15 protein-coding genes are annotated in these 17,542 nt (G+C 34.5%); 14 read left to right on the forward strand and 1 reads right to left on the reverse strand.

Annotated features, from left to right (window positions below):
• Nucleotides 1–64 precede the first annotated feature (64 nt).
• From ATN92_RS06405 to ATN92_RS06440, 8 genes are all read left to right on the forward strand, one after another.
• Entirely contained in the window at nucleotides 65–1,039 is a 975-nt protein-coding gene (locus tag ATN92_RS06405; RefSeq protein ID WP_056953848.1) for an ABC transporter permease, read from the forward strand.
• Between the two features lie 16 nt (nucleotides 1,040–1,055).
• A complete protein-coding gene (locus ATN92_RS06410) occupies nucleotides 1,056–1,976 on the forward strand; it encodes a carbohydrate ABC transporter permease (protein ID WP_056953850.1) in 921 nt (306 codons plus the stop codon).
• Nucleotides 1,977–2,016: 40 nt separating this feature from the next.
• Nucleotides 2,017–3,471: an ABC transporter substrate-binding protein gene (locus tag ATN92_RS06415; RefSeq protein ID WP_056953852.1), complete on the forward strand. Its 1,455-nt coding sequence runs from the start codon at nucleotides 2,017–2,019 to the stop codon at nucleotides 3,469–3,471.
• A gap of 148 nt (nucleotides 3,472–3,619) precedes the next feature.
• Nucleotides 3,620–4,222, forward strand: coding sequence for a DUF624 domain-containing protein (locus ATN92_RS06420; protein ID WP_056953853.1), 603 nt, complete (start codon nucleotides 3,620–3,622; stop codon nucleotides 4,220–4,222).
• A gap of 15 nt (nucleotides 4,223–4,237) precedes the next feature.
• The gene (locus ATN92_RS06425; RefSeq protein WP_056953855.1) at nucleotides 4,238–5,938 is read left to right on the forward strand and encodes a sensor histidine kinase; all 1,701 of its coding nucleotides are present in this window, start codon (nucleotides 4,238–4,240) and stop codon (nucleotides 5,936–5,938) included.
• A 3-nt stretch (nucleotides 5,939–5,941) separates the two neighbouring features.
• Nucleotides 5,942–7,414 carry a response regulator transcription factor gene (locus ATN92_RS06430; protein WP_056953858.1) on the forward strand — a complete coding sequence of 491 codons (1,473 nt, stop codon included), beginning with the start codon at nucleotides 5,942–5,944 and terminating at the stop codon, nucleotides 7,412–7,414.
• Nucleotides 7,415–7,425: 11 nt separating this feature from the next.
• Nucleotides 7,426–8,799, forward strand: coding sequence for a glycoside hydrolase family 1 protein (locus tag ATN92_RS06435; protein ID WP_056953860.1), 1,374 nt, complete (start codon nucleotides 7,426–7,428; stop codon nucleotides 8,797–8,799).
• Nucleotides 8,800–8,923: 124 nt separating this feature from the next.
• Nucleotides 8,924–9,487, forward strand: coding sequence for a PepSY domain-containing protein (locus ATN92_RS06440; RefSeq protein WP_056953862.1), 564 nt, complete (start codon nucleotides 8,924–8,926; stop codon nucleotides 9,485–9,487).
• A gap of 239 nt (nucleotides 9,488–9,726) precedes the next feature.
• Here the strand turns inward: ATN92_RS06440 and ATN92_RS06445 are convergent, their stop codons facing one another.
• The gene (locus ATN92_RS06445; protein WP_056953864.1) at nucleotides 9,727–11,925 is read right to left on the reverse strand and encodes an ATP-dependent Clp protease ATP-binding subunit; all 2,199 of its coding nucleotides are present in this window, start codon (nucleotides 11,923–11,925) and stop codon (nucleotides 9,727–9,729) included.
• Nucleotides 11,926–12,251: 326 nt separating this feature from the next.
• Here ATN92_RS06445 and ATN92_RS06450 point away from each other — a divergent pair, with 326 nt between their 5' ends.
• The 6 genes from ATN92_RS06450 (at nucleotide 12,252) to ATN92_RS06475 (ending at nucleotide 17,365) form a co-directional block, all read left to right on the forward strand.
• Entirely contained in the window at nucleotides 12,252–12,518 is a 267-nt protein-coding gene (locus tag ATN92_RS06450; RefSeq protein WP_056953866.1) for a phosphocarrier protein HPr, read from the forward strand.
• Complete coding sequence (ptsP, locus tag ATN92_RS06455; protein WP_056953869.1) at nucleotides 12,518–14,242, forward strand: phosphoenolpyruvate--protein phosphotransferase; 1,725 nt, start codon at nucleotides 12,518–12,520, stop codon at nucleotides 14,240–14,242. The genes ATN92_RS06450 and ptsP overlap by 1 nt, the downstream gene beginning before the upstream one ends.
• A gap of 110 nt (nucleotides 14,243–14,352) precedes the next feature.
• Nucleotides 14,353–15,099, forward strand: coding sequence for a hypothetical protein (locus ATN92_RS06460; RefSeq protein ID WP_056953870.1), 747 nt, complete (start codon nucleotides 14,353–14,355; stop codon nucleotides 15,097–15,099).
• Between the two features lie 54 nt (nucleotides 15,100–15,153).
• A complete protein-coding gene (locus ATN92_RS06465; protein ID WP_056953872.1) occupies nucleotides 15,154–15,492 on the forward strand; it encodes a hypothetical protein in 339 nt (112 codons plus the stop codon).
• Nucleotides 15,493–15,667: 175 nt separating this feature from the next.
• Nucleotides 15,668–15,817, forward strand: coding sequence for a hypothetical protein (locus tag ATN92_RS06470; RefSeq protein WP_156638770.1), 150 nt, complete (start codon nucleotides 15,668–15,670; stop codon nucleotides 15,815–15,817).
• A gap of 54 nt (nucleotides 15,818–15,871) precedes the next feature.
• Nucleotides 15,872–17,365 (forward strand): ArnT family glycosyltransferase, encoded by a 1,494-nt coding sequence (locus ATN92_RS06475; protein WP_234032537.1) that lies wholly within the window; start codon nucleotides 15,872–15,874, stop codon nucleotides 17,363–17,365.
• Nucleotides 17,366–17,542: the final 177 nt, after the last annotated feature.

The raw sequence follows: 17,542 nt of genomic DNA on the forward strand, positions 1-17,542 counted from the left end.
ATGTAAGCGCTATAATTCTTCTTGTAAGTTGATTAAATAATATATGTAAGGGAGGAGGAAAATGATGGAAGAAAATAATGTGGCTCAAAGTCCTGAAGCAATCGCTGCTGCTGCTAAGAAAAAAGAGGGCTTTTGGTATAACATTGTTCACAATGGTCCATTCCTTCTATTTGCTTTACCAGGTGCCATTTGGATGATCTTCTTCTTCTATATTCCTGTATTTGCTAACGTCGTAGCCTTTAAGGAATTTCAGTTTTCACCCGATGGATTTTTAGCCAGTTTGGCACAAAGTAAATGGGTCGGATTTCAAAATTTTAAATTCCTATTTACTTCAGATGCCGCTTGGTTGATTACCAAGAACACACTTCTATATAACTTAGGGTTTATCACATTGAACTTAATTATCTCTGTTTTCTTTGCAGTTGTTATGAGCGAATTACGTCATAAGAGATTAGTTAAAGTTTATCAAACATCAATGCTTTTACCTTATTTTCTATCATGGGTTATCATTGGATATTTCGTAATGGCATTCTTAAATCCTGATAAAGGACTTCTTAATACAATGTTGCATACTAATATCAACTGGTATGCGGAGCCAAAGTATTGGCCATTTATCTTGCTATTTATAGGTACTTGGAAGGGAATCGGATATAACAGTATCTTGTACTTCGCCACTGTAATGGGAATTGACCCAACGTATTACGAAGCTGCAACTGTTGATGGTGCTAACAAATGGCAACAGATCAAAAATATTACTATTCCACAATTAGTACCATTGATGACTTTGATGTCAATTTTAGCCGTTGGTAATATTTTCCGTGCAGATTTCGGATTGTTCTACACAGTGCCACAAAATTCTGGTGCTCTATATAACGTAACATCAGTTCTAGATACATATATTTACAATGGTTTAACTTCAACTGGTGATATTGGTATGTCAAGTGCTGCCAGTCTTTATCAATCAGTTGTTGGTTGTATCTTACTTCTAATCACAAATGCGATTGTAAGAAGATTAGACAGTGATTCAGCACTATTCTAGAGAGGAGAATTGAACTTTGAAAAAGAAGAAAAAAATTGATAGTGTCACGGTTCACTCCTTTAATAGAGGAACGGACTTGTTCTTCAATATAATAGTAGGGATCTTTGCACTATCTTGCTTACTGCCATTATTCTTCGTCATCGTTATTTCTTTGACCGATGAAAATGCTCTAGCCACTTACGGTTATCGTCTTTGGCCCAAAGTTTGGAGTTTCGCCGGTTATAAGTATTTAGCAACAATGGGAGGAGAACTCTTAAGATCATTATGGATTTCAGTCTTGGTAACGGTTGTTGGTACTGTAATTAATTCAACTTTTACTTCAACTTATGCTTATGCCATTTCCAGAAGCAGTTTCAAATATAGAAGATTTTTTACAGTTTTCTGTTTGGTAACAATGCTATTTTCACCTGGTATGGTTGCTAACTATATTGTTGTAACTAACATGTTACATTTGAAGGACACTTTATGGGCTTTAATTTTGCCTATGGCTGTAAGCCCTTTCAATATCATTGTCATGAGAACGTTCTTCAAACGTCAGGTTTCTGAATCAATTATTGAATCGGCCCGTATCGATGGTGCTAGTGAAATGAGAATCTTTACACAAATTGTTATTCCATTAGCTGTTCCCGGGATTGCAACAATTAGTTTGTTTGCTGCTTTAGGTTACTGGAATGATTGGTTCAACGCTTTACTATATATCCAAAGTGATAATCTAGTTCCATTGCAATACTTATTAATGAAGATTCAATCTAATATTGAAATGCTATCACAGAATGCTTCAGCTGGTACACAATTTGGTGGCAGTTTGATGGCAATTCCCAAAGAAGCAACGAGAATGGCCATGGTTGTCATTGCAACATTACCAATTGCATGTAGCTATCCATTCTTCCAAAAGTATTTTGTACGTGGTTTAACTATCGGTGGTGTAAAGGAATAAAAATCCAGGAATTATCATTTTATTATAGGGGGTTCCATTTATGAAAAAGTGGGTTAAACGTTCAATCGGTGCAGCTTTATTAGCTGTAACAGCCGTTGGATTAACAGCTTGTGGATCAAAATCGGCAAGCAATAGTGATGTTCCAACATTATTAATGTACCAAATTGGTGATAAACCAAAGAATTACGATACTTTGATTGCTAAAACTAATAAGATTCTTGAAAAGAAGGCTAAAGCTAAGATCAAGATTCAGTATATTGGTTGGGGTGATTATACACAAAAGATGTCAGTTATTGTTTCATCAGGTGAAAAATATGATATCGCCAAGGCTGATAACTATGCAGTTAATGCTCAAAAAGGTGCTTATGCAGATTTAACTAAGATGCTTCCTAAATATGCTCCAGCAGCATATAAGGATTTAGATTCAGCATATATTAAAGGGAATAAGGTTGATGGAAAACTTTACACGATGCCTATCAATGGTAACGTCTATGCACAACAAGTTGTTTCCTTTAATAAGAAATACTTGGATAAATATAATATCGATGTTAGCAAGATAAATTCATATAAAGATTTGGAAGATACATTTGCTAAATTCCATTCAGCAGATAAGAAGGTTTTGACATTTGCCACAGGCCCTAGTTTCCGTATCGGTTCGGATCTAGACTTTGTTATTGATCAAGATTATCCATTTGCAGTTGATGCTGTAAATAAGGGTAAGAAGATCATCAATCCTTACAATGACGCTAAATACAAAGAAACATTAAGAACAATGCATGATTATTATAAGAAAGGTTACATTCAAAGAGATGCAGCTACAGATAATACTGATCGTCCATTGAGTGGTGATACATGGTTTGCACGCCAAGAAACACAAGGACCTTTCGATTACGGTGATCATCAACTATCACAAACTGCTGGTCAAGAAATTGTTTCACGTCCAATGAGTCCTGCTGTTAAGACTACTGCTCAAGCTGGAATGTACAACTATGTCGTAAGTAATAACTCAAAGAACAAAGTTAAGGCCGTTAAAGTTCTTGGCGTAATCAACAGTGATCCAGAACTATTGAATGGTTTGGTTTATGGTGAAAAAGGTAAGGCATGGAAGTATGCTGATAATGACAAACGTGTCAAATTACTTAAAGGTTACAAAGAAAACTACCATTCAGCACCATGGCAAACAGGTGATAATAACAAGATTACACCTACAACAGACGTTACTGATCAAATGATTCAAGAACGTAAGGATAACATTGCTAAATCAATTGATTCACCTATTCTTGGTTTCCAATTCAATACAAAGAATGTTAAGACTGAAATGACTAATATTTCTAATGTTATGAACAAGTATCTTGCCGGTTTGCAAACAGGTACATCAGATCCAGATACAACAATTCCTAAGATGAACAAGGAACTTAAGAAAGCTGGATATGACAAGGTACAAAAGGAAATGCAAAAACAATACGATGAATTCTTGAAGAACAATAATAATTAACAAGTTGATTTAATTATCCTTTACAATTTATCCACAGTATAAGGGAGGAAGAGGTAAACTCTGACCTCCTTTTGCGCTAATTTCAATTTTTTGACCCTGCTTTTGAGTACTAGGGTTAATCAATTCTTACAAAGAAAGAGGTAGAGATATGATTTCCCGTGCAGTACAACAAATATTTATCAAAGCATATACGATTATTAAATTGAATTTGTTTTTCTGGGGGCTAAGCTTGTGTGGCGGATTAGTTTTAGGAGTAGGGCCAGCACTCTTAGTAATTAATGAATTATATTACGATTATGATTTTCACTACGGCCAGATGTCTTGGAGAATAGCGTGGAAATTATTTAAAGAAAACTTTACTGAGGGTAATAAGTTATTCTATGGTTTTGCAATTGTGATTTTTCTTTTGGGTTATAGTCTGTTTCTTTCAGTTCAATTACACGGTCTGACTTTCATTGTGACCGACTTTATAATCGCAATTGTTTTGTTAGCAACGATTTGTATCTATGCTTATGTACTCAATATTAAGGTCAGTTTTGAGATCAATCTTATTAATAGTTTTAAACTAGCTTGTGCACATTTCTTTTATAATTTCTTTGATAACATGAAAGAGATTCTTGGAATAGCAGTAATTATAGGCGTGACTTATAAATTCTCGGGGCTGATTTTATTTGCAACTTTTAGTTTAACGGTAGTTTATACTCAATTTGTGGGTAAAAATTGGCAGAGCCACGTTGAAGAATTGAATTAATTGGGGTCATGCATAATGCTAAGCAATCGCTATAATTTACAAAGATTAATGACGTTTTACATTAAGGTAATGGTGATCACCATTACCTTATTTGCGGTTATAATGTCTATTTTTAAGATTAGAGATATTTTTCAAGATACTAATCAAACAATTGAATCGGGTGTAAATCGGACATCTTATATAGTTGGAGTTGAACAAGCAGAAGCTAATCAATTAGCGAGAAATCTTATTCAGACGCCATCCAAAGTGAAGAATTTACAAAAATTTTTTCAATTAGATTCGGCTGATTACTTGACGTACAGTCAACAGCATTCTAATAAGGACGATTTCTATTATTTGCCTAATCAATTGTCGGAATTCATGCAGAATAATGATTCAAATAGAATTACATTGAATTTGAATCAGGAGAATAAGGCAATTGAGGTTACATTGAGAAATCCTGGTGGAAAGAGAATTGATTCAAAAAAATTGGTTTCTAAAGGTTTATATTACGGTATCCCTCTGATAAATGACGCTACTTTTCAATCCTTTGGATCAATAATCATTAATTATTCTTCTAAGGTATTGGATAATTCATTGAATTACTCACCAAATAGTCAAGATATGCAGGTTTTTGTTATTTCGGATGTAGGTAGAATCAGATATACCTATAATTCTGAACTATCAAAAGATGCACTTAGAACTTTGACACAAGATCCTAATCAAAATAATATTTTATTGAATGTTTTAGAAAAGAAATATTTTGTAAAGAGTCAAAAAAATGGCAATGGTGACTTAATTATTTCAGTAGTACCTAAAATAATTGTTTATCAAAAAATTGCCTTTAATATTCTGTTATTTTTGATGGGAGCCATTTTAATTGATGCTTTTCTATGGTGGAGTTTAAGATATATTTTCCACAACTATACGATTCATTTGAAATCAATGACGGACGCTCTAGATGCTATTTCCAATGGTGATTTGAAGACTAGAGTGCCAGTTCCTGAACAGGAAGGAGAGTTAAATACTTTAGCAACAGGAATTAATGATATGTTAAATGCTATTGATCAGTATGTTTTGCAAATATATCAATTGCAACTGGAGCAAAAGGACGCCAATATGAAGGCTCTGCAATCACAAATTAACCCACATTTCTTGTATAACACCTTGGAATACATCCGTATGTATGCACTGAATGAAGGTGAAAAAGAATTAGCCAATGTAGTATTCAGTTTTGCCAGCCTTTTAAGAAATAATATTAGCCAGGAGTCAACGGTGACCTTGGCTAAAGAGTTCGAATTTGCTGAGAAATACATCTATTTATATCAAATGCGTTTTCCAGATCAAATTGGATATCAACTTAATTTAGATGAAAAGCTAAAGATCATGAAGGTTCCAAAATTTATTATTCAACCATTAATTGAGAATTACTTCAAACACGGAATAGATTTGGAACGATTTGATAATGCCGTACATATTCGAGCTGATAAGGTTGGTGAACAAGTCGAAATATCGGTGGCTGATAACGGAACTCCTTTGACAGGGGAGCAATTAAAATCCATCAATGATAAGCTGGCTTCACAAGAGGTTAAGCCTATCAGTGGAGATCGTTCAATTGGTTTAATGAACGTAAAGGCCCGAATGACAGGGGCATTCGGAAGTAATTTCAAGATGTTTATCATGAATAATCAATTTAAAGGTGTAACTGTTAAAATGCAAATCTTTTTGGGGGAATAATATATGTACTCAGTTATGGTTATTGACGATGAATATATGATTTTAAAAGGATTGGAAAAAATAATTGATTGGAATGAATATGGATTCCAAGTAGTCAAATCGGCTCGAAATTCCAGACAAGCATTAGAATATTTAGAAACTAATGAAGTTGATTTGATTATAACGGATGTTAATATGCCCAAAATTAGTGGCTTGGATTTTGTAAAGATAGCTAAAGAAAGGGATCATAAATTTGAATTCATGATTCTATCGGGGTATCAAGAATTTGATTATGTTAGGACCGGTTTAAAGTTGGGTGCTATTGATTACATTTTGAAACCTGTCGATCCCGATGCATTAATTGAGGCTTTGAAAAAAGTAAAGCAAAAATTAGAATCTGAGAATGAATTGAAACAAGCATCAAAAGCATCATTGAATTTACAAGTAAAAGAATTATTTGAAAATGATTTTGATTCAGATCAAGTAACGGATTTGATTCAACAACTACGGCTCAGTCCAACTGAGATTGCCAAAGGTATCACGGTTATTGCTTGTAATCGTGTTAATGATAAAGAAAAAGTCAATCAACTATGTGAAGAATATGGACAGAGTCTTAAGTTCAGTCAAAACTGTATTGTTGACATTGGATTTATTGGTGGTCGTGGTAAGTTGTTAAAATTCATACGGGAATTGGAAGATCGTCAGATAATTGCAGGAAAGTCTTTTATAACTGTTGGTGAAACAGTTTATGATTTGTCTGATGTGAATCAAAGTTATGAGCAGGCGGTCAGGTTATCGGTTATTTATAAGTTTTATGAAAAAAGTAATAAGTTTAGCAACAATAAATTACGTGTTGATTGGCTTGAACAGGCTACTTTGCCTAAATTATCTTTAGTTAAAGTGAAACAGGCAATTGCCTTAGGAGATCATGGAAAATTAAAAGAGGAACTCTCTAATATTTTTAATGAATTATCTACTCAGGGAGTAAGTCCTTCCTATGTTCGCCAAATAGCTTTTCTGATCTATTCAGAAGTTAATGTTCAAGTTGGTTTTGATGAAAGGACTTATCAAGATTATGTAACAAGAATCAACAATTCTGAAAATTTGAAAGATATCGTTAGGCTACTGAAAGAAATCACCAACTATTTGTCAGATAATAAGCAGGAATCACGTGATTATTCGGAAAATGTTCGCCAAGTCATGGGTCTGGTAAAAAGGAATTATCAGGAAGATTTGAACTTGCGATACGTATCAGATTATCTTCATTTGAATTCTGATTATTTGGGACAGCTATTTAAAAAAGAAACAAAAATTAGTTTCTCTAGGTATTTGAATGATTATCGAATAAAACGCGCTCAATCACTTTTAAAAGGAACGGAACAAAGTATTGCAGATATATCGGAAGGGGTCGGTTATACTACAACGGCTTACTTCTATCGCAATTTCAAAGCAATTTGTGGAATTTCACCAAAAGAGTATCGAAAAAAATATGTTTAGGAGAAATTAGGATGATAAAATTTCCAGATGATTTTTTGTGGGGAGCGGCAGCTTCAGCACCACAAACAGAAGGCCACAGTTTACTAAATGGTAAATCCGCAACTACATGGGATAAATGGTTTGAAATGAATCCTGAAAAGTTTAATCAAGACCAGGGACCTAAGGATACTTCTAATACTTATGAGATGTATCCCGAAGATGTTGAGAATATGAAAAAGATTGGAATGAATTCATATCGGACTTCAATTTCTTGGGCCAGACTCTTGCCAGATGGTAAGACGTTGAATACTGAAGCAGTAACATTTTATCGAAGTTATTTTCAAGATATGTTGAATCATGGTATTGAGCCAATTATTAATTTATTTCACTTTGATATGCCTTGGTGGTTAATGGAAAAAGGCGGTTGGGAGAATCGTGAATCAGTCACAGACTTTGCTTATTACGCCAAAATTGCTTTTGAACAATTTGGTGATTTGATTCATAAATGGACGACCTTCAATGAACCAATTGTTCACATTGAGTGTGGATATTTATTAGGCTTTCATTATCCAGCCATAGTTGATATGAAAAAAGCAATTCAGGTGGGATACCATACGTTGATGGCACATGTTTTGGCTGTGCAAGAATTTAGAAAGAGTCAGGTTAAGGGTAAGATTGGAATTATTTTGAATGTTTTACCAGCTTATAGTCGTAGTGATAATCCTGAGGATTTGCAGGCTAAAAAGAATTCTGACTTATTGAATACTCGAAGCTTTTTAGATCCAGCAGTTTTAGGAATGATTCCTGACGATTTGGTTACTTTATTAAAAGACAATCAATTGTTACCAGTTGTTGAATCTGGTGATAAAAAATTAATTCATGAAAACACAGTTGATTTTATTGGTATTAATTATTATCAACCGACTCGAGTTCAGGCGCCAGTTAATCCAAATTATCCAGCCAAAATGCCAGATGATTTATATGTACCATATGATTGGCCCGATAAAAAAATAAATCCGTATCGTGGTTGGGAAATTTATCCACAAGCGCTTTACGATATTGCCATCATGATGCGTGATCAGTATAAGAATATACCTTGGTATGTTAGTGAGAATGGTATGGGTGTCGCCGACGAAGCTAGATTTAAGAATAATCAGGGTATGATTGAGGATAATTATCGGATTGATTTTATTAAAGAGCATTTGGAACAATTGCATAAAGGGATGGAAGCAGGCAGTAATTGTTTTGGTTACCATATGTGGACCTTTGTTGATTGTTGGTCATGGCTAAATGGTTACCGAAATCGCTATGGTTTCTACAGCGTTGATTTGGACAATGATTTTAAGAGAACTGTTAAAAAGAGTGGTTTATGGTTCAAACAAATGACGGGACAAAATGGTTTTTAAAATGTATTAATAGATAGGAAAAGAAACAAAATTATAAAAAATTTTTTGTTCCTTTTTGTTGTCCTCGGGGAAAAGAGTTCAGTATACTTAACTTACAAAGTAATCAAAAAGTGAGGATACGATAATGAAGAAACGTTTTTTAACAATTACTGTCGCCATATTCATGTTTGTTTTACTTGTAGGTTGTTCCACAAATGATACTAGTAGTGCATCAAATAAAACTAAATCTGAGAAGGTACTGAAAAATACCATTAAAGTCAGTGCTAACGATGCTATAAAAGTTTATCAAAAGAAATATCCTAAGACGGATATCACTTCTCTGGAATTGGAAAAGTCATTTAGAGGTCCCGTTTATAAAGTAGAGGGAATTGATGAACTGAGGGAATACCAGGTTACAATTAATGCTAAAAATAAAAAAATAATTCAAAATTCTGAAGAAGAATTAGATGAAGAAGATCAGAACGAAACTACTCGTAAAAATGAGAGTCTGGATTTGAATAAGTTAATTAGTGTTAAGAGGGCTGCATCTATTGCTGAAAACGCGGCTAAGGGTGATAGTACTGAATTTAATTTGGAGAAAGATTTAGGGACTACTTATTGGGAAGTTAAAGTTAAAAATGGATCTCAAGAAAAAGAAGTCAAAATCAATGCCCAGAGTGGTAAAGTTTTAAAAGTTGAAAATGATTAAAAAAATAAGGTCATCAATTCTTATGTGAATTGGTGACCTTATTTACGTAATTTATTATGTACTTTAGATGGCATAGCCAAGTAAAAGGAACAAGTCTCATTCATAATGCACTCTAAATGGCATAGCCAAGTAAAGGAACGAATGGGTCTCATTCATAATACACTCTAAATGGCATAGCCATTAAGAGTGTATAAAAAAATACAGATCCTGTTGGGATCTGTATTTAGAAAGCACCACTATTATTCTTCGGTATCAGGTGCACTATACTTAGAAATTTTAATTTCACCTTTGACAATGCTTGCTTGTAAATCCTTGTCCTTTGAATGATCAAGGAAGTAGTCGGCAACTTTGTCTTCAATTTGTTCTTCAATGACACGACGAAGTGGACGAGCACCCATCTTAGGATTGTAACCTAAGTCTACTAATTTATCTTTAGCATCCTTTGTTACATGGATAGTTAGACCTTGGTCAGCAATCATCTTGTTGGTATCATCAAGCATCAAATCAACAATCTTAAGTAGATTGTCTTTAGTTAATGAGTTGAATTCAACGATGCCATCAAATCTGTTAAGAAATTCTGGCTTGAAGAATTCTGATAGTCTACTCATAACTGAATTAGTTGTTCCAGTTGCTTCGGCACCAAAACCAACATTAGCTTCTTGTAAGCCTTGACCAGCATTAGAAGTCATGATAATAATAGTATCCTTGAAACTGACTGTTCTGCCTTGTGAATCTGTTAGACGTCCATCATCGAGGATTTGCAAAAACATATGCATAACATCGGGATGGGCTTTTTCAATTTCATCAAGTAGAACCAAACTGTATGGATTACGACGAACTTTTTCAGTTAATTGACCAGCTTCTTCGTAACCAACATACCCTGGAGGCGAACCAATTAACTTAGAAATTGAATGTTTTTCCATATATTCAGACATATCGAATCTGATCATTGAATCCTCAGAACCGAATAGTTCACGAGCCAATTGCTTAGCAAGTTCAGTCTTACCAACACCGGTAGGACCAACGAATAGGAAGGAACCAATTGGACGTCCAGATTTGTTAAAACCAACTCTGTTACGACGAATAGCTTTAGCTACATCACCAACAGCCTTATCTTGACCAATGATATGTGACTTCAAATCAGGTTCCAAATTCTTCAATTGGGCTTGTTCATTAGATTGAAGTTCCCCAACAGGAATATTAGTTTTTTCTTCGACAACTTTTTGAATATCTTTTTCAGTAACAGTATTATTATCGGCTGGTTCGTTCTTAGCTCCATCTTTCATTTCTTGGAACTTTGTAACTTGGTCACGATAATAAGCAGCTTTTTCGTAATCTTCATTACGAAGGGCAGCTTGTTTTTGGACTTCAGCATCAGAGATCTTGTTGTCTAAGTCAGCCATATCGACATGATTGATTTGGAGATTCTTTTTAGAACCGGCCTCATCAATCAAATCGATGGCTTTGTCAGGCAAGAAACGATCTTGGATATAACGAGCTGATAATTCAGCAGCCGATTGGATAGCTTTGCTTGAGAATTTAACATGATGATAATCCTCATATTTTGGTTGAATACCCTTCAAAATTTGAATGGTTTCATCAACACTTGGTTCATTTACTTGAACAGGTTGGAGACGACGTTCAAGAGCGGAATCTTTTTCAATTGTACGATACTCATTTAAAGTAGTAGCACCGACTAATTGCAGATCACCACGGGCTAGGGCAGGTTTCAAAACGTTACCTGCATCCATACCACCTTCAGCGTTACCAGCACCAACAATTTCATGAATTTCATCGATGAATAAAATGATTTCCTTATTCTTTTGTAATTCATTGATTAGTTGTTGCATTCTTTGTTCAAATTGACCACGAACACCAGTACCTTGGACTAATGAAACTACATCCAAACGTACAACATGTTTATTTTGTAACTTTTCAGGTACATCGCCATCAACAATCTTTTGTGCAAGACCTTCGACAACAGCGGTTTTACCTACACCTGCTTCACCAATTAGAACAGGGTTGTTCTTAGTTCTTCTATTTAAGATTTCAATTACACGGTTTATTTCCTTGTCACGACCGATAATGGGATCGATTTGACCTTTTTTAGCAAGATCAGTTAAATCGACACCATATTGATCTAAGACTCCATTACCTCTAGGTCTGCGACCATTTCCATTGCCGCCACCAGTTTGAGTTTGAGGACCTTGTTGCTCGAAAGCATTAGGTTGTTGAGCACCATTTAGTGCGTTAAACAAGTCTTCGAAACTAGAAAATCCACCAGATGGATTTTGTGCCATATTATTCATACCTTCGTTAGCTTGATTTCTTAATTTCTGATAACAGTCCTGACAGAGATTGATTTCTGTTCGTTGACCGTTAACACTTGTATATAAATGAATTGTCGCTTCATTTTTATGACAATTCTGACAAAGCATACGCACCCCACCTTTCCTTTTGAACAGGATACAACGGTAGTATATAATTAGCACTCGACTAATGCAAGTGCTAAGTCTTGAATTTTTAGAAAATAATCTTTTTAGTAGAAGAAAAAAATATTTTTTTCAAATTTAATTGAAAAAGTTTAATAATATAAACGCTTTCAGCGTCAGGGGTTGTAAGCGTTAAACGGCTTATCACACCTGACTTATCTTGCTATTTTTTAAGCAAAGCCCTTGTGAAAAATAAGAGATAATGGTAAATTAATTAGTGAATATTTGTAGTGTAACTACAGAATTTTATATTATATGGTGAGGTATTAATTATGGAAAAGAAAGAATTTCACATTATTGCAGAAACAGGTATCCACGCACGTCCAGCTACAATGCTAGTACAAGCAGCAAGTAAATTTAGTTCAGATATCAATATTGAATTCTCAGGCAAATCAGTTAACTTGAAGTCAATCATGGGTGTTATGTCACTTGGTGTTGGCCAAGGTGCTGACGTTACAATTACTGCTGATGGTGACGATGCTGCTGATGCAGTTGCTGCTATTACAGAAACAATGACAAAGGAAGGATTGGCAGAATAATGGTTAAAACTATTAAGGGAATTGCAGCTAGTGATGGTATCGCTACTGCAGAAGCATACCTTTTAGTTCAACCAGATTTGTCTTTCACTAAGAAAAGTATTTCAGATGCTGATGCAGAAATCAGTCGTCTTAAGGATGCTATTTCAACATCAGATGATGAGCTTACAAAAATCAGAGATACCGCTAAGGAATCTCTAGGTGAAGAAGAAGCTCAAGTTTTTGATGCTCACAAGATGATTTTGGCTGATCCAGAATTTACAGGCGCAGTTGAAAAAGAAGTTTCAGATAAGAGTGTTAATGCTGAACAAGCATTGCATGATGTCTCAGAAAACTTCATTTCAATTTTTGAGGGTATGACAGATAATCCATACATGCAAGAAAGAGCAGCCGATGTCCGTGACGTTACAAAACGTGTTATGGCTCATTTATTAGGAGTTGAATTACCAAATCCAGCATTGATTGACCATCAAGTTGTCATTGTTGCTCATGATTTGACACCTAGTGATACAGCTCAATTAAACAAAAAGTATGTAAAAGGCTTTGTTACTGATATTGGTGGTCGTACAGCCCATTCAGCTATTATGGCACGTTCACTTGAATTGCCAGCTGTTGTTGGTACTGACACAATCACTACTGATGTTAAGGCCGGAGATACAGTTATCGTTGATGGTTTAAGCGGTGCTGCTATCATTGATCCTTCTGATGATGATATCAAGAAGTATCAACAAAAAGCTAAGGACTTTGCTGAAGAAAAAGCAGAATGGGAAAAATTAAAGGATGAAGCTTCAGTTACGGCTGATGGCAAACACTTTGATATTGCTGCTAATATCGGTACACCCGATGATCTAGAAGGCGTTGTTGAAAACGGTGCTGAGGGTATTGGTTTGTATCGTACAGAATTCCTATACATGCAATCAGATAGTCTTCCAACGGAAGAAGATCAATTCAAGGCTTATAAGAAGGTTCTTGAAGGAATGAAAGGTAAGCCAGTCGTTGTCCGTACTATGGATATCGGTGGTGACAAGCATTTGCCATACTTACCACTTCCTGAAGAAATGAACCCATTCCTAGGCTACCGTGCTATCCGTATCAGTTTGGATAGACAAGAAATCTTTAGAACTCAACTAAGAGCTTTGCTTCGTGCATCTGCCTTTGGTAACTTGCGTATCATGTTCCCAATGATCGGTACATTGCAAGAGTTCAGAGATGCCAAGAAGGTCTTTGAAGAAGAAAAGGCTAACTTAGTTAAAGATGGTGTAGAAGTTTCTGATGACATTCAATTAGGAATGATGATGGAAGTTCCTGCTGCTGCTGTTTTGGCAGATCAATTTGCTAAGGAAGTTGACTTCTTCAGTATTGGAACAAACGACTTGATTCAATACACAATGGCTGCTGATCGTGGTAACGAACATGTTTCATACCTATATCAACCATACAATCCTTCAATTTTGAGATTGATCAAGCACGTTATTGAATCAGCTCATAAAGAAGGCAAGTGGGCTGGTATGTGTGGTGAAGCTGCTGGTGACAACACAATGCTTCCATTGCTATTGAGCATGGGTCTTGACGAGTACTCAATGAGTGCTACATCAGTACTTCGTGTAAGAAGTTTGATGAAGAAGTTGAGCACAAAGGATCTTGCTACATTAGCTGATCGTGCTGTTAACGAATCAATCACTAACGAAGATAACAAGAAGCTTGTTGAAGAATACTTAAATAAGTAGAAATTAATTATTGGAGTCCGCTAAGCGGGCTCTTTTTTTGTTTAATTTGAGCAATAAAAGAGACATCATGATACACTTTTTAATAATCGAAGAAATGGATGTCTTAAAGAATGAAGTTAAAGGTTTTAACTGTAATAATTTTGAGCTTACTTGTGTTAACGGGGTGTCAAAATAAACCATCAACACATGAACAACAAATTAAAACAGAACAGCGTAATAAAACGATAAAAGCTAATCAAAAAAATTGGAATAAGAAACTAGAAAACATTAAAGTGCTAGATCAAAATGAATTCGAAAATGCCTTTATTAAAATTCCCAATGGGTATAATGATGAAAGTACTTCATTGAAAAATTTAGAAAATGGAAATCAGTACTTAATAGAGGGACAACTAATTGATCTGAAAAGTATGATAGATCGTCCAATAGCTCCTGAGACTGAAGCAATTGTTTATGTAAGTAAAGTCATCAGTGGTGACAGAAAACTTCAAGGTAAGACAATTAAAACAGTTTTTGCCGGGGGATTAACCAAAGGAAAGTATTTGTATGAAGATTATGGAATAAAAAATAGTCAAGAAACAATTTATTATTCTAGTGCCACTTTTCCAATGCCTAAAATTGGCAGTCATTTAATTATGGGAATTGGTAATTATCATCCTGACAATAAACGACAAGAAGAAATGTATGGGAAATTTGGCTTAACGAAAAACAATTTTTATACAATTAATAATCCAGAAACTACTTTCTGGGTGAAAACTAATGGAAAATACCAAATTAATAATCCGGCCTTTAATAATAGTGCGGCTAAACATGAATTTAAAAATATCTATAAATTAACTGATAAATTTAATCAGCAGTAGGAATTCATTAAATATGTTACGCTAATAAGAGCTTAATTTTATTGGGGGTAGTTAATGAAAAATAAAGTTATTAGAAATTTTTTGATTTTCATTGGATTCTGGATCGTTTTCGTCGGTATTAATAACCTTATCCATCATCGGGGAATTTTAACTAATTTTCCCTGGGAAGTCTTGTTGATCTTCCTCTTAGCCTTGATTCAAGTTCTAACTGATTTGAGTAGGCGGGCTGTTTATGGAATAGATATCGTAGTTTATTTCGTTTTCATGTTAATAACCGGTGGATATTACAATTGGACATCACTGATCGTTTTTGCATTAATGGCTGTTTTTATGTCAGCCATTACGTACTTTGTTGGGACTCAGTTTAGATATGGCGAAGTTCTTAAAAAATGATTTTATTATTTGTTAAATAAGAAGAGTATTGAAATATCAGAAGAATAAAGACTATAACAAAATCAAAATTTGGTTTTGTTATTTTTTTGTTTTTTAATTGCGATAATTTGATTGAGAAACTATAATGTAATCGATTTCAATATATTGAATTTTAATTTCATAAAGAGGAATAGAAATGGATGAAGATACTTCCAAAGTTGTTTCAGTTGAGATGTTACCAGATTTTTCTTTGATGATTGAATATAGTGATGGAACCAAAGAACATGCTAAGAGCATTTTTAGTGATGATTCAATTGGGTCAGAGGATGCCTCTGAAGATAAGTAGTGTAGAATTTGAATTTTTTTGAATCCCCTCTAATTTCACAACGTGTAATTTGGCGTGATAGAATTAAAGAATATTGGATACTTTGAAATTTTCAATATAGTAAGGACGGGGATTTCTATTCTTAAAATTCAAAATGGCATTAGTAAGTTTATTTTAGGTGTTTTAGCAATTTTTACGACGTTAGTTCTTTTCAAGATGTCGATGTTTTATTATGAAAATTATGCTACGGTAAATCGTGCTTTTAATTGGGGCAGTTTATTGTTGGCATTAGTATTTGTTGGGGTAGTCGGTTATTTCCTAGTTAAAATTAGTGACCAAAATAAAAAACTTAATTGGGCGATTCTTCTAGTAATGTTGCTTGTTTTCATGGTAGTAGCGACTACCTGGGTTTTAGTTGTGCCAAAGACTCAATTGAGTGATTTTGGTAACTTTTGGACACGCGTACCTGGTCTTCAGCATGGGGCCAAACTTTATGAAACTGACAATGACTATTTTTCACGTTTTGCTTATCAATCGGGATACATGGTTTATGTATTAGGCGTTGTAAAAATCTTTGGTTATCATATTTTTGCAATTCAATTTTTAAATGTAATCTACCAAGCTTTAATTTTACTTTTCACGTATTTATTAACTGTGAAAATCTTTGAAAATATTAAAGTGGCACGTTTAGCAGTGTTGCTCTTAATGATAGATTTAGATTGGTTTGCCTTGAATAGTCAAGCCAGCAATCAATATTTAGGCTCACTATGTTACTTATTAACATTTTATTTGATCATGCAAGATAAACTCTGGGCTTACATTTTATCAGGAGTTGCTTTGACCATCGGTTGTTTGATCAGACCGATTGGACCAGTAGTTGTGGCTGGCATCGTGGTTTTTGCAATACTGTATACAATGTTTGAAAATGGTAAATTCAATTACCAAAAGCCTCTGAAAATTTTGTTATCACTAGTGATTTATTTAGCACTGTTTTCTTTGGCAGGTTGGGGAATTAGGGCTTCTGGACTCAATGCTTATGGATTGTCTAACTATGATCCTGAATGGAAATTTGTTACCGGATTGAACTATCAATCTAATGGCACTTATTCGCCTGATATGGATCGTTTAATTGATGCAAGCAAGCCACGTAAGGTTATGAGCAAGAAAGAAAAAGCGGCATTGCATCAAGAAATAAATTATTTAAACAAAAATAATAAATGGTTGAGTTTGTTTATCAACAAGGTCGGTGGATTGTGGTCACAACGTACTATGGCTACTAATTTTACTGGCTATAGTCAGAATCATTCAGCTAAGACGGTTGAGCGAGTCGACTATTTGGCATACATCGGTTCGATTATTTTAATAATCTTTTCATGGATAGGTTCGTTTAGCCTGTTTAAAACAAAGTTCGGCAATAATTTATATTTATTGTTGTTACCAATGTTGGCATTTGCGGCCGCACAATTGTTGATTGAAGTTCAGGGAAGATATCGAATCGAATTTTTACCGGTTGTCGCAATTTTAGCTGGCTTGGGATTGTATCAATTTTTTATCAAAAAAGATGTTTAAATTTTAAGAAACTATCTGGTCAAATAGCTAGATAGTTTTTTTGTAAAAAAATTTATGGTCTCAATCGCTAATCTGACGGTTGATTGGTCAAGTCAAGGAAAAAATTTGAGTCGAGCCACTTGAAATTTAGGACTGACTTTAAATTAAAAAAATCATTGCTAAGCAAACTTGAGAGAT

This window comes from Companilactobacillus bobalius (genome assembly GCF_009764355.1).

Coding starts and splice junctions, on each gene's coding strand:
- ATN92_RS06430 (WP_056953858.1), top strand. CDS start 5,942: ATGTACTCAGTTATGGTTATTGACGATGAATATATGATTTTAAAAGGA.
- ATN92_RS06405 (WP_056953848.1), top strand. CDS start 65: ATGGAAGAAAATAATGTGGCTCAAAGTCCTGAAGCAATCGCTGCTGCT.
- ATN92_RS06440 (WP_056953862.1), top strand. CDS start 8,924: ATGAAGAAACGTTTTTTAACAATTACTGTCGCCATATTCATGTTTGTT.
- ATN92_RS06415 (WP_056953852.1), top strand. CDS start 2,017: ATGAAAAAGTGGGTTAAACGTTCAATCGGTGCAGCTTTATTAGCTGTA.
- ptsP (WP_056953869.1), top strand. CDS start 12,518: ATGGTTAAAACTATTAAGGGAATTGCAGCTAGTGATGGTATCGCTACT.
- ATN92_RS06435 (WP_056953860.1), top strand. CDS start 7,426: ATGATAAAATTTCCAGATGATTTTTTGTGGGGAGCGGCAGCTTCAGCA.
- ATN92_RS06425 (WP_056953855.1), top strand. CDS start 4,238: ATGCTAAGCAATCGCTATAATTTACAAAGATTAATGACGTTTTACATT.
- ATN92_RS06470 (WP_156638770.1), top strand. CDS start 15,668: ATGGATGAAGATACTTCCAAAGTTGTTTCAGTTGAGATGTTACCAGAT.
- ATN92_RS06465 (WP_056953872.1), top strand. CDS start 15,154: ATGAAAAATAAAGTTATTAGAAATTTTTTGATTTTCATTGGATTCTGG.
- ATN92_RS06420 (WP_056953853.1), top strand. CDS start 3,620: ATGATTTCCCGTGCAGTACAACAAATATTTATCAAAGCATATACGATT.
- ATN92_RS06445 (WP_056953864.1), bottom strand. CDS start 11,925: ATGCTTTGTCAGAATTGTCATAAAAATGAAGCGACAATTCATTTATAT.
- ATN92_RS06450 (WP_056953866.1), top strand. CDS start 12,252: ATGGAAAAGAAAGAATTTCACATTATTGCAGAAACAGGTATCCACGCA.
- ATN92_RS06460 (WP_056953870.1), top strand. CDS start 14,353: ATGAAGTTAAAGGTTTTAACTGTAATAATTTTGAGCTTACTTGTGTTA.